The following is a 12,994-nucleotide window of genomic DNA, read 5'->3' on the forward strand; positions in this document are numbered from 1 at the left end:
ATCAGTTTAAACAGTTAAAAAACAACATTAATACCTACAGAGAATGATTTCTGCTGAGGATAATCGTAAGGATTATTCAACTCAGGATCAAATCCTTCCGGAGTATGCTTAAGCGTAAGGATATTTTCGCCCGTGAAATAAATTCTGCACTTCTGGATACCCCAGTTCTGCGTCAGCTTGACCGGAAGGGTATATCCGAAGGACAAAGATTTGAGGCGAAGGTAAGCCGCGTTCAGCAAATATAAGGTCTGTGCCTGATTGATGGCCGTATTACCGTTGAAACGTGCCACCGGCAACCAGGCTCCTCTGTTGTTCTCTGTCCAGTAATCATTGGCAGCAGCCATCGGAACCTGCCATTCGCTGCCATATTGCCAGGTGAACGATCCCGGCAGCCGCAGGTCGCGTTTGCCGACTCCCTGGAAGAAAATACCCAGATCGAACCCTTTCCAGTCGGCCGATACATTGAAGCCATATCTGAACCGGGCATTTTCATTACCGATGATTTTCTTGTCTCCAGAATCGTCTACGGTATTCTTTCCATAGTCTACCACGCCGTCGTGATTGAGGTCAATGAACTGGATGTCTCCCGGTTTTTTGTCGATAGCGCCATCCAGCTTCGACTGGTCTGGAGCCTGTGCGATTTCGTCAGCACTCTGGAACAGTCTGGATTCATATCCCCAGATTTCACCTAAGATCATGCCTTCGTAATATTGAGCCGACAGAGATTTGGAAGGATTATCGTATTTGGTAATCTCCGCACGCGAGTCGGACAGGTTGAATCCTACACTGTAATGCAACCCATTCGCAAGCTGGTCGTTCCAGGTAAGGGCAAGTTCCCAACCCCTGGTAACCAGATTGGCCGCATTTTCTTCCGGCTCTGCAATACCCAGAATATTAGGCAACAGTTTGCCGGCACTCAGCATACCGGTAGTGGCACGCTGGTAATAGTCGAATGTTCCCTTCAGGCGGCTGTCCAGTATGGCAAAGTCAAGTCCCAGGTCCCACTGAGTAACCTTTTCCCACGTAACGATCGGATTGACCAGCTTACCGGGCTGCACAAACTGTTCCCTTTTACCACCCAGCAGATAGTTCATTGTTCCCGAACCGTAGTTGGAGATATAAGAGTACCATCCATTGTCGAGCGCCTGATTGGCAAGACTACCGTAAGACGCTCTTATCTTGAGTTCGTCGAAGAATCCGTTGGTAGGATTCTTTATCCACGATTCTTCAGAGAGTTTCCATCCCAAGGAGAAAGAAGGACTGAAGACAGAACGGTTGTTCTTCGGAAATTTCGATGACAAGTCGTAACGTCCGTTTACTTCCAGGAGATACTTGTCGGCAAAAGCATAATTGACACGGAAAAATCCACTGCGTGTCGCCCAACTGTCATCTGCATTTGAAACGTACTTTTCTCCTGTGGCATTGCTCATTGAAGGCAAGTTGTTTGAGATGAGCTCCTCACGGCTGGCCGAGAAAAACCGGGTGTGCTTGGTTTCCTGGTTGAATCCCAGCATCACCTTGAAATAATGCTTGCCCAGCGTCTTTTCGTAATCACCGAACAGGTTGAATGCATTGTAAGTATCATTGTTCTGTCCCTCGTATACCGAGTTGGGATTGGTCCATTGGAAAGTCTGCAGGAATTTGCCGTCTGCTCCATACTCATCGAAAGAGCGGACATGATTCTTGTTGTGTTCAGAGTAATAATTGAAGGTATAATCCATATTGATGGTAAGTCCGTCAAAAGGCTTCAGCTTGACAGCCAGGGTATTCCAGAAGTCATCCTTTACCGTTCTTCGGCTACCCCCTTCTTCCAGTACAGCCGCGAAATTGGTATAATTTCCCTGTCCCGACCAGTGTCCGTCAGGATGTTTCACCGGCATAAGGGGCTGCGTATCGCTTCCAATCCACATGGCTCCATGAGCATTGTCCTGAGTGATTCCGTCCAGTTCCGTCCTGATGAAGCTCGATTTCACCGATACGTTCAACCAGTCCTTGATGTCATAGCTGATGGTATTCATGACATTGAACTTGCGGAATCCCTCATTGCCGTATCTCAGCAGTGAGCCCTGGTCGGTATATCCCACAGAAGTATAGTAAGTTGCCTTTTCTCCACCGCCATTAATGTTGACATTGTATTTCTGCAGCGGATAATTCTTTTTGTACATTTCCTTCATCCAGTCGGTGTTTCCCACATACGCATACTTTCCGGCCTGACAGTTCTGATACTGCCAGCTGTCGGGGTCGGTAGCGATGAAGACCGGAGAGTTGTTTACCGGATCATTGAAGTAGGCTTCGATGTGCTCCATTTCCTCCTGGCTGAAAATGTTCTTTCCCTTGGTGTTCATGCCCGCGGTATTCATCCAGGTAGCATATTGCATGGAGTTCATGTAGCTGGGGCGTGTGGTAGGACTGTTGAATGAGACCGATGCATCCAGTGAGATCTGTGTAGGCATGTTCTTCTTACCGCCTTTGGTGGTGATCAGGATAACTCCGTATGCGGCTCTTGCTCCGTATATGGATGCCGAAGCAGCATCTTTCAGTACGGATACACTGGCCACATCTTGTGGGTTAATCAGGTTGGGGTCCATTTCCACTCCGTCTACCAGTACCAGCGGAGACCCTCCGTTGATAGAGGTCGCCCCTCTGACATTGAAGCTCGATCCTTTTCCGGGCTGCGAACTGGTGGTGACATTCAAGTTCGGTATCGTTCCCTGCAAGCCCTGTCCCAGGTTGACAATCGGTCTGTCTGCCAGCACCTTGTCGTCTACTGCAGAAACCGCTCCTGTAAGGTTCTCCTTCTTTACCGTAGCATAACCTACAACCACTACCTCTTTTAAGGTTTTCGTATCCTCTTTCATGGTGATACGGATCGGCTCCCCTTTCCACACTACTTCCTGAGTGGAATAGCCTACAAAGGAAATCTGGATGATTGCGCCCTTTTCCACATTGGGCAGTTCAAATTCGCCATCCATTCCGGTAATGGTCCCGTTGTTGGTTCCTTTCACTACTACAGATGCACCGATAATCGTTTCTCCGAGTGCATCTTTTACAATACCTTTACATGAGCTGCTTTGTTGCATCACTCCGGTCTTGCCGAAACCGATTCCGGTTGCAGCGGCGACTGTACCCGAAACCATGCCACCCAGTAGGAGCAGGGTACCAGCCTTTTTTGAGATGTTTATCATAGATGTGAACAATAAGTTAAGAACGCTAATGACAAACGTCTGTCAGTTTCGTACAATAACGTTCAATTAATAAATAGTTTGTTTTTTGTGTGTTTATCTCGGCGTAAAAGTATGAAAAAAATAATCAATAGTTAATATTTTTATTATAACTACTGTTGAATTAAATATTTTTAAGTTTATTGATTGCTTCTATTGAAATATAATGAAATGTATTCTTATATATAACTGTTTTCTGCTTAACTGGGGCTTGGTTTTTAAAAGTCATGTCTTTTTGTGTGGGTGTAAATGGCTGCTGACTAACGGTTTGTGTGACTGTCTTTGGGTGAGAGACCGGAATTTTTGGAAGAGGTTCCGCTATCTGTGCTTTTAGGAAGAATACTTTCCGGAATGTAGTGATTTGTGACGGGTTTTTATTCCGCTTATGTCTGATATTAAGAAATTTACCTTATGTATTTAGGTAAATAAATGCAATTGGATATGCAACTGATGTTTCAGTGCCCGCAGGGGATACATGCGGTGCATGCGTTCCTGAAAAATGAAAAGCCCGTCGGTCGAGGGTGGGTCCGCGCGAAAAGACCCGCTCCCTCTTCCGGTGGGCTTGAATGACCGATTTACCTCATCTTCCTGTGGCCTGCAGGTATTCCCGTTTCTTGAGTTCGTAGTTGGTAAAAGCCTCTACGTATTTATCCCGGCTCTGCTGGTACAATGTCTGTGCATCGAGCAGTTCATTCATCGTGGATGTTCCTGCCGAATAGTAGTCGGAACTCAGCCTCAGGTTTTCGGCCGACTGTTCGATGGACAGGTGTGCGACCTCTATCTGTTTGTAGGCATCGTTGAGTCCGTTCCAGGCATTCTGCATGCCGATGGCAAGCAACTCTTTGTTGTCTTCCAGCTGGTTCTCGGCGATTCTCACCTGAAGCTTTTGTTTCTTGATGGAATGACTTCCTCCCCACCATCCCGACAGAGGAACCGTCAGGGTGGCGAAGCCGACTCCGAACGCCTGGTCTTGTCCCATCAGGAAATTGTCGTATACGAATCCTCCGCCTATTGCAATCGTCGGCAGGTTTTTACCGATGGACATTTTGTATTGCAGGCGGCTGGCCTGGACATTCTGTTGCAGCATTTGGTATTCGTGGGTCCTTCCGATGGCTTCCTCGTGATTGCACAATAGGATATCGGGCCGTTCGGGTAGCTCCTCACTGATTACGAAGGCCACATCCAGGCTGTCCGAAGGCAGTCCGGTGTATTGTCCGAGCAGTTTTTTGGATACCGACAATGCGTTTTCTACCTGTATCCTGGCACTGTATGTCTCATTCTGTTTCAGCTGCACCTGCAACAGGTCGTTCCGGGTGACAAGACCCGCTTCTTCGGCACTTTTTACATCCTCATAAATCCTTTTCAGCTGGTTCTCGACAACCGATAATGTCTTTATCTTTTCTTTGAGCGTCACAATCTGCCAGAAATATTTCTCCGTGGTAAGGATGACCTCATCGTGGGTCATCGCCTTTTGTATCTGCTTTACTTCTACTCCCACTTTCGCCAGTCTGTTGCCGTTTACAATTTGTCCGCCGGTGAACAGAGGCAATGCGGCCGACACGCCTCCTATCATTCCGTCTTTGAGCATGGCCATCCTTGCTTCCGGAGACAACTGCATGTCTACCAGAGGTTCATTGGCAATGAATCCGCTTCCGGCCTCAGAAATATTAGGGAAATATTTGGTAAAGGCTTCCTTTTTGTCCTGTTCGGCCATCTTCAGTTCATTTTCTGCATTCTTGATGCGGACGTTGTTTCTCAAAGCCGATTCGATACATTCGTCGAGGGTAAATGTCTGCTGCTGTCCCATAGACGGCAGTCCGCATGCAAACATCATTGACAGGAACAAGATCCTGTTTCTGTAATTATTTTTGTGTATCATACTGTTGCAACATTATACTTTATACTTTAAATACTGGTGTCCTATTCTGTAAGGACAGGAAGAAAACGGCTACATTTTCTCCAGAGCCTCCATCCGGGCACGTTTCCGGGTGCTGCCGCGGAACATGAGCATATAGGCTACCGGGAGCACTGTCAGGAGGAAGATCATGGTAATGAGCGTGCCGTAGCAGATTACCGTTCCCATCGGCATCCACAATCCGCTTTTTCCGATAATCATCGGAATTACTCCCATGGAGGCAGCCGCAGAAGTCAGGAAAATCGGACGCATACGCCGGCGGGCAGAGTGATAGATGGCATCCCGCACGCACAGTTTTTCGGTACTCCGCAATTCTTCTGCATAGTCTATCATAATGATTCCGTTGCGGACGATGATTCCCATCAGACTGATGATACCCAGTGTACACGTCATACCGAAGTCCACTCCCTGTATCAGCACTCCATTGTCCTGTTCATCGTCTCCTCCATAGGCAAGGGTTACTCCCTGTGGAAGAGGAATTGCCTGCAGCTTCTCCTTCAGGCGGGAGGTCAGGGCCGTTACGTTCACTCCCCGCCGTACGTCCGACATCACAGTGATAGTATATACCCCGTTGCGCCGGACAATCTGTCCGTCCTTCACGCTGGGAACGATGTCCGCAATCTGGCGAAGAGGAACGTGAGCCAGTCCCGCCGATGCCGGAATCAGTTCATCCTGCAAGTCCGAATACGCCGCCTGGTCCGATTTCTCCGATTTGATTGTCACAGGGATGCTGTAGTCTCCTTCCCAGACAGTGGCTACGGGAATGCCGTTTCCGTAACGCATAGCCAGGGTCGTCTCCAGCTGCACATTGTTGATGCCGAGACGTGAAGCCTCATCCTCTTTCAGGACAACCTTGGCAGCCGTCTGCGGTTCACTGAAATTCGTTTGAGCCAGTTCGGTTTCGGGCAGACTGCGCAACAGCTGCAAGTAAGCCGAGGCTGCCTGCTTCAGACTGTCCAGGTTGTTTCCGCTGAGACGCAGTTCGATGGGATAAACCGCCTGACTGAAACTGATCTGCTTGAATCTGACTCTGGCTCCCGGGAAGGCATCCGTGTATTTGGGGGCATATTCATCGAGCAGTTCCACCGTCTCTGCATTGCCAAGGGTATTGACAATCAGCTGGGAATAATTGGTGCCGCCCAACTGTGGGGCATAGGCCGTATGAAAGCGGGGAGAAGAACAGCCGATGAAAGAGGTTACGGAAACCACACGGGGGTCTTTCTTCAGGATACTTTCCATGCTGTCGGCCACGACGGCGGTTTTCTCGACGGCCGTGCCCGTAGGCAGATAGATTTCGATGGCAAACTGGTCGCGGTCGGCTACCGGCATGAGTTTCTGCGGGAGCTTGCCCATCAGGAAGATACCGATGACTACCGAAGCCAGACCGGCTCCCATCGTGACATACGGATGAGCAAAGCAGGCGTCAAGCACCTTGTTGTAGAAACGCTGCAGGACATCCATGAATGAGAATCCTTTCTTTTCCTCCGGGATGGGCTGGCGGATAAACCAGAACTGCATGAACGGTACCAGAAGCATGGCTACCAGCAGTGAGATACCCAGTATCAGCGATATGGCCCACGGGAAGCTCAGCAGGAAGTCGTGAATCATACCTGGTATCACAATCAGGAACGGGAAGAACGTGATGCTGATGGCGAGTGTAGCCGAAAATATGGATTTGAAGAAATGTGTGGCACTGTATATGGAGGCGTGCCAGCGCGACATCCCTTCGCCAATCTTTTCAAGGTAACTGTCTATGATGACAATGGAATTGTCGACAATCATTCCGAGGGTGACAATCAGGGCCGCCAGGGTCACCGTGTTGAGTTCGATGCCGAAGGCATAGAACAGTCCCAGAGAGATGAAGATGGTAATCGGGATGGTGGAGGCGGCTACCAGAGCTACCTTTACGGGCAGCAACAGCATGACCACCACCACTACCGCCACGATGGCAATCAGCAGTTCGTGCAGGAAGTTGTCCACACTGCCGGCTACTACCTGTGCCTGATTGGTTACAAGATTCATGCCGACTTCAGAGGGGAGCTCCGACTTGAACTCCTTGATGACAGCATTTACTTCTTCTCCCATCTGGACGATGTTTTTGCCTTTCTTCATTTCCACGCTCAGCAAGATGCACTTCGTTCCGTTGTTCTTGATATAACTGTCGGCATGAGGGTACTCTTTGACCACGGTAGCGATGTCTTTCAGACGGACTACATTGCCCGACGGATCGGAATAGACTATCTGCTGCTGTACGTCGTACACCGTGTTATACGATTTCTCCACATGAATCGGAAGCACGTATTCCGGAGTCTGTATTCTGCCTCCGGTCGTCACAAATCCCTTTGAGAACAACTGTCCCGCAATGACCTGCTCGTTAAGTCCGTAGCGCGAAAGACGTTCGGAGTCAAGATATACGGATATCTGCTCGCTTCTTTCCCCGGAAACGGTCAGACGTCCCACGCTGCTGATCCGTCGGAGCCGTTCCTTGAAATCGTCCATATAGTCGGACAATTCACGGTAGGTCTTGTCCTTACTCTCCATGGCGATGAGCAGGGCAGAGGTATCTCCAAAATCATCCATGACCTGTACGGCCACTACATTGGAGGGAAGCTGCGACTTGAAGCCGGCTACTCCGTGTTTGAACTTGCTCCAGAATTCGTCCTTGTTGGTAAGCTCGTCAATCAGTTCGACTTGTATGAATACCATTCCGTCGCGCGTGGTGGAGAATGTCTTTTCCTTTTTCACCTCCTTGAAAGTGAAGATGTAATCCTCCAGAGGTTTCGTGACCTGTTCCACCATCTCGTCGGATGGAGTTCCCGGTGCAGCGGCAATCACGATACCCTGACGGATGGTGAAATCGGGAAATTCATTTTTCTGCATTTGCGGCAGGCTGTAGATGCCGAATGCAACAAGGCAGCAGGTAACCAGTATGATAATCTGGCGATAGTGCATGGCCCATTCTACTATATTACGTTTTTGGGTGTTCATCTTTGTGGGTATATTTTGCCTGGTTCCGGTATCCGGAGGGTACCGGATCCGGGCATAAAAATGATGAAAAAATTATTTGTTTGTTGGTCGCAGTGTTGCCGTCACGGCAGGTGCCGGCAGCCGGTGTTTCAGCATACCGGAGTACCTTCGCATACTTTTTGCTGTCCCTGGGTGATTATCTCGTCTCCGATGTGGATTCCGGACAGGATCACCACACCTTTGGCGGTAAACTCACCGCACTGTACGGTCTGTTTTACCGCTTTGTTGTCTTTCTTGAGCCAGACAAAATACTGATTGCATTCATCGAGCTGAAGAATGTCCGCAGGTACCATCACCTGTTGCCTGTCGTCCGGTCCCGTCAGTGCCACTTCGGTAATCATTCCCGGCATGACGTCATTGAGTCCGTATCCGGCCGATGGACGGCTGCTTGCCGATGTGTCTTCCGCCTGGGATGAGGCCGGGGTAGGGGAAGGCTGCTCCGTGGCATCTGCCAGTGAGCGGATTCTCAGTTTGACTTCATACGAGCGTGACAGCGGATTGGCCTGAACGCCTTTCTCGGCCACTTCCCCCGACAGGGTCAGATTGTCCAGTGTAGGAACGATGATGAGAGCCTTCTGTCCTTTGTGTACCTTGTAGATTTCGTTTTCGGGGACTGAAATCTTCACATTCGCATTTTTCCCGCTGACGATATGAATCACCGGGACTCCCGGCGTTACATTCTGTCCTATCTCGATCTCTTTTCCTGAAACCACACCGGAGAAAGGCGCATACAACTTGCAGTCCGAAAGATTCTTGCGCGCCATTTCTTCCATGGAACGTGCCTGCTGGAGCTTGCTCTGGATTTCAATCCATTTGATTTCGGGCAAACTTCCTTTATCGTATACTTTCTTCATTCGTTCGTACGCATCTTCTGCCTGCGCCAATGAAGCCTTGGCTGCATTGTACGAGCTTCTGATGGCCGTTTCATCCACCGTAGCCAGCAGTTGTCCTTTTCTTACAGGCATCCCGATACTGGCATTGACAGTCTTTACCGTTCCCATCACGGAGAAACTCAGTGCGGAGGTGTTCTCTTCTTCCACGGTTCCCGAATAAAAGGAAGTGGCATTGGCTCCGGAAGGCATGATCTTTTCTGTCCTGACTTTTACCGGAAGAAGTTCCTGTGCACCTTGTTCCGACCTGCCGCAGCTTGCAAGAAGAAATAAAAACGCTGCTGGGATAAATAATTGTCTGTAGTTCATAATGGTTTATATTATATGATTGATTTATTTTTTCAGTCAGTGCCTGCTCTTTTTCCCGTACGCTCAATGCCTGTTCGTCGGGGAGAGGAGCCGGCCCGTTGATTTTTCGTGCAAAGAAACGAGTAACGATGAATAAGACGGGCATACAAAATTCCGCAGAAGTGTCCTGTTTTTCCAGCCGTTTTCAAAATCGGAAAAACGGAACACAAACGCAGTAATACAGACTATTACGAATCGGAAAAGATTTGTTTCATTTGCAGACGGAAAGATTTGCTCTAACGGAATACCAAAAAAAGGATACGTATGGAAATAGAGAGATACATTGAAGACAAGAATATTGCTTATAGAGATGACAGGATGATCTTGTTCAATCAGATAAGCGAGGTGAAGAAATTCAGTTCTTCTCTTGTAAAGGCTGAGTGGTATATTGTGATGTTGTGCCTGGAGGGGAAGGCCTCACTGAGTATAAACAATAAAATGTATACTTTGGCCCGGCACAACGTACTGATATGTCATCCGGAGATGATTGTGGAACACAGCATGGTAGACATGTACTTTAATTGCTGTGGCTTTTGTCTGTCACCCGATTACATTCAGCAGATGTTTGTGATCTCAGCCAATAACTGGAACGTGAGACGGTTTCTGGAGGATAACCCGATTCTTTCACTGGATGATAATGAGTGCAAGCTGTTTTTGCAGTATTACGACCTGATTAAATCGAAGCTGGAATCGGAGCCGCATGAGCACCTGAAGGAACTGACCGATGCTCTTCTGATTGCTTTTATGTATGAATTTCATGATTCGATGAAAAAGCATATCAAGATAAACCCTCCCAGATACAATTCGGCGGACAATCTTTTCTCTTCCTTTATCGACCTGCTGTCGCATTCCTATCCCAAGGAACGTTCGGTGGCCTATTATGCGGATAAACTTTTCGTAACGCCGAAATACCTTTCTTCAGTTTCCAAGGAAACGTGTGGGAAAACGGCTTCGGAGGTGATTACGCAATATGTGAAGCGTGACATCGAATACTTGCTGAAATGTCCGAATAAGAGTATTAAGGAGATAGCCAATGAATTGAACTTTGCCAATCTGTCGTTTTTCGGAAAGTATGTGAAGAGGAATTTCGGAGTTTCTCCCAAAGAGTTTCGCGAGAATATTATCAAGACAGCTGCAGTAGTATAGCAGACCGGCAGTGCGTTTAACATGACTTTCCGGTCTGTCTGTGAATGATATCCTGGATAATTGAGTCCGTAAAGGAAAATTTGTGAAACGGCAACCGTCCGAAAGAGGACGTTCACTGAAAGAAAAAAGAATCTGCAGTGCGGTTCATTGGATTTCCATCGCGGATTTATTAATCCGAGCCGTTGATTAATAAATTCACGGCGGAAAGGATTTTATGAAACAGGTTGCCTGCACCAATTAACGGAAGTTTTTCCACTTATGTCTGCAGGTGCGGGAAAAAATGGAAAGAACGCTTTTCAGAGGATATTCCTTAATTGAATTTTCTGATTCCTTCGGACAAAAATAAATAAGAGCCCAATCATTGTAATGCATTGATATACGATGATTGGGCTCTTGTATTAAAAGTTAGTAGCGGACCGTCCTCTTATTTGAAAATCATAGTAGCAAACTCGGACAGATATATTCGCCAGTTGCGCCAGATATGTCCGCCGTCGCTTTCCCTGTATACATATTTATAATGATGCTTGTCGAGTAATTTCCGGTATTCCACATTGGCATCGTACAGAAAGTCAGTCTTGCCGATAGCAATCCAGTAAAGTTTGGGAGCATTATCAAACTGTTTGGCCAGTTTTTCTTCCATGTTCTTGTAAATCTCAGCGTCTTTGCCCTTGTCGGGAAGTATTGCAGCCGAGAAAAGTCCCACATAGTCGAACTTGTCCGGGTAGGCTTTGGAGATATGGAGCGAATGATAGCCTCCCATGGAGAGACCAGCTATCGCACGGCTTGACTTTTTCTTTTCTACCCGGTAGTTCTTTTCAATGAAGTTCATGATTTCCGGGAAAGTGGTTTCCATCGTTCCTTCCATTGTCCTGGGGAGATTCATGGTAGGCTTATACATTCCCAATGAAGATTCTCCCGGTGCGGCTTCCTGGTCCACATTGCCGTTAGGCATGACCACAATCATCGGTTCTGCTTTCCCTTGTGCGATAAGATTATCCATGATCTGTGCGGTTCTCCCCAAGGTAGTCCATGCTCCCTCGTCACCGCCCATTCCATGAAGCAGGTACAGTACGGGATAACGTTTGTTGCTGTCTTCATAGCCTGCAGGAGTATAGACGGTCAACCGGCGGTCATATCCCAAGGCTTTACTGTGGTACCAGCGTTTGGTCACGGTACCGTGAGGAACCTTGTTTACACTGTACAAGTCTCCCGGCTCTCCCTTGACGATGAAGATATTGAACACCGAGGCCACGTCACGGCTTACATACACATTGTTGGGGTCGGTTACCTTCAGGCCGTCTACGATAAACGAATAATTGTAAAGTTCGGAAGGCAATGGATTAGGAGTGGTATATTCCCAGACACCGTTTTTCCCCTCTTTCAGCAGAACCTCTCCCGGTGCATCCGCCTTGCCGAAAGGAGTATCTATTTTTGAGGTAGGCAGAAAGTCGCCTGTTACCTTCACTTGAATGGCTTTCGGAGCATGAAACCGGAAAGTCACTGTATTGTCGGGGTGTATTTCGGGAGAAACGATATCTTGTCCTCCCCATAATGATTCCTGGGCAAAACTGGCCAGGCTGATAAACAAGGCCGATAATAAAAGATTTACTTTTTTCATAGTGCTTTAAATGTTTCTTGTTGTATTCGTTTATGTGAGTTCGATATAATAACTAATATTTTCTTGATTATTAGCAATATAACAAAAATAGTGCTGAGGCTGTAGTACTCAATTTTGATATTAAAATGATTTGTACGATGCTCTCGAAGTTTAAAGTTACAAAGATTTATTGTACGACAGATGGCTTTAGCTGGAAATTTGATTGTTAAAGATAAAAATACATCGGTCTGTAAAACTCTCCAGGTCTTTTACGCTGCATTCTTCAATTTGTTGGGGTGTTGTAGAAACTGACAGAAATTCGAAATCTCTATGGAATGTGGTGCTTGCTCCTCCGCGGCGGCATACGGCAACAGATGACCAGACTTTATTCACGAGATCCTGTTTGCAGGAAAAAAACAATCTGTCGAGCAAAGTGCATAAAGAACCATTAGGACCTCCGTAATAGGTAGGTGAGCCAACGATAAGGGCATCAGACTCTTTAAGTCTTTCTCTTACTGTCTGATATAAGGCATCGTTGAATGCACATTGTCCCTTGGATACACATTGGTAACAGGTGATACAACCTTGTACAGCTTTTACCCCGATCCATACAATTTCAGATTCAATACCATGTTTCTCCAACTGTCTTGATATTTTATGTATTACTGTTCTTTCTTCGGCTTCCGTTTATGAGTAAAACTTTCATATAAACTAAAAAAACAATAGACATTATATAGATTAATTTGTTATATGACTCATTTTGTGGCTGATTCTGAAGTTGTGTAATCCACAAGCAATAAGAATCACCATATCTTCGAAACCGAATTTATGGCATCTGAATCGTTCTTTG

7 protein-coding genes are annotated in these 12,994 nt (G+C 47.2%); 1 reads left to right on the forward strand and 6 read right to left on the reverse strand.

Annotated features, from left to right (window positions below; genetic code table 11):
- Nucleotides 1-14: 14 nt before the first annotated feature.
- The 4 genes from H3001_RS13780 to H3001_RS13795 form a co-directional block, all read right to left on the reverse strand.
- Nucleotides 15-3,185, reverse strand: a complete 3,171-nt coding sequence (locus H3001_RS13780; protein WP_178244705.1) for a SusC/RagA family TonB-linked outer membrane protein — start codon at nt 3,183-3,185, stop codon at nt 15-17.
- A 616-nt stretch (nt 3,186-3,801) separates the two neighbouring features.
- A complete protein-coding gene (locus H3001_RS13785; RefSeq protein ID WP_181215234.1) occupies nt 3,802-5,100 on the reverse strand; it encodes a TolC family protein in 1,299 nt (432 codons plus the stop codon).
- 69 nt (nt 5,101-5,169) lie between these two features.
- Entirely contained in the window at nt 5,170-8,124 is a 2,955-nt protein-coding gene (locus H3001_RS13790) for an efflux RND transporter permease subunit (RefSeq protein ID WP_181215235.1), read from the reverse strand.
- A 128-nt stretch (nt 8,125-8,252) separates the two neighbouring features.
- Entirely contained in the window at nt 8,253-9,362 is a 1,110-nt protein-coding gene (locus H3001_RS13795; protein WP_181215236.1) for an efflux RND transporter periplasmic adaptor subunit, read from the reverse strand.
- A gap of 303 nt (nt 9,363-9,665) precedes the next feature.
- On the opposite strand from H3001_RS13795, the gene H3001_RS13800 reads away from it, so the two are divergent.
- Nucleotides 9,666-10,547 carry a helix-turn-helix domain-containing protein gene (locus H3001_RS13800; protein WP_178244709.1) on the forward strand — a complete coding sequence of 294 codons (882 nt, stop codon included), beginning with the start codon at nt 9,666-9,668 and terminating at the stop codon, nt 10,545-10,547.
- 424 nt (nt 10,548-10,971) lie between these two features.
- Here H3001_RS13800 and H3001_RS13805 read toward each other — a convergent pair whose 3' ends face one another.
- Together H3001_RS13805 and H3001_RS13810 are read right to left on the reverse strand one after the other, a co-directional pair.
- Nucleotides 10,972-12,165 carry an esterase gene (locus H3001_RS13805; RefSeq protein ID WP_181215237.1) on the reverse strand — a complete coding sequence of 398 codons (1,194 nt, stop codon included), beginning with the start codon at nt 12,163-12,165 and terminating at the stop codon, nt 10,972-10,974.
- Nucleotides 12,166-12,351: 186 nt separating this feature from the next.
- Entirely contained in the window at nt 12,352-12,786 is a 435-nt protein-coding gene (locus H3001_RS13810; protein ID WP_178244711.1) for a flavodoxin family protein, read from the reverse strand.
- Nucleotides 12,787-12,994 lie beyond the last annotated feature (208 nt).

This window comes from Phocaeicola faecicola (assembly GCF_013618865.1).
GTDB classification, from domain to species: Bacteria; Bacteroidota; Bacteroidia; order Bacteroidales; family Bacteroidaceae; genus Phocaeicola; species Phocaeicola faecicola.

What these genes read in the sequence shown, in the direction of transcription:
- H3001_RS13780 (WP_178244705.1), bottom strand. Translation starts at nt 3,185, where the DNA reads ATGATAAACATCTCAAAAAAGGCTGGTACCCTGCTCCTACTGGGTGGC.
- H3001_RS13800 (WP_178244709.1), top strand. Translation starts at nt 9,666, where the DNA reads ATGGAAATAGAGAGATACATTGAAGACAAGAATATTGCTTATAGAGAT.
- H3001_RS13790 (WP_181215235.1), bottom strand. Translation starts at nt 8,124, where the DNA reads ATGAACACCCAAAAACGTAATATAGTAGAATGGGCCATGCACTATCGC.
- H3001_RS13785 (WP_181215234.1), bottom strand. Translation starts at nt 5,100, where the DNA reads ATGATACACAAAAATAATTACAGAAACAGGATCTTGTTCCTGTCAATG.
- H3001_RS13795 (WP_181215236.1), bottom strand. Translation starts at nt 9,362, where the DNA reads ATGAACTACAGACAATTATTTATCCCAGCAGCGTTTTTATTTCTTCTT.
- H3001_RS13805 (WP_181215237.1), bottom strand. Translation starts at nt 12,165, where the DNA reads ATGAAAAAAGTAAATCTTTTATTATCGGCCTTGTTTATCAGCCTGGCC.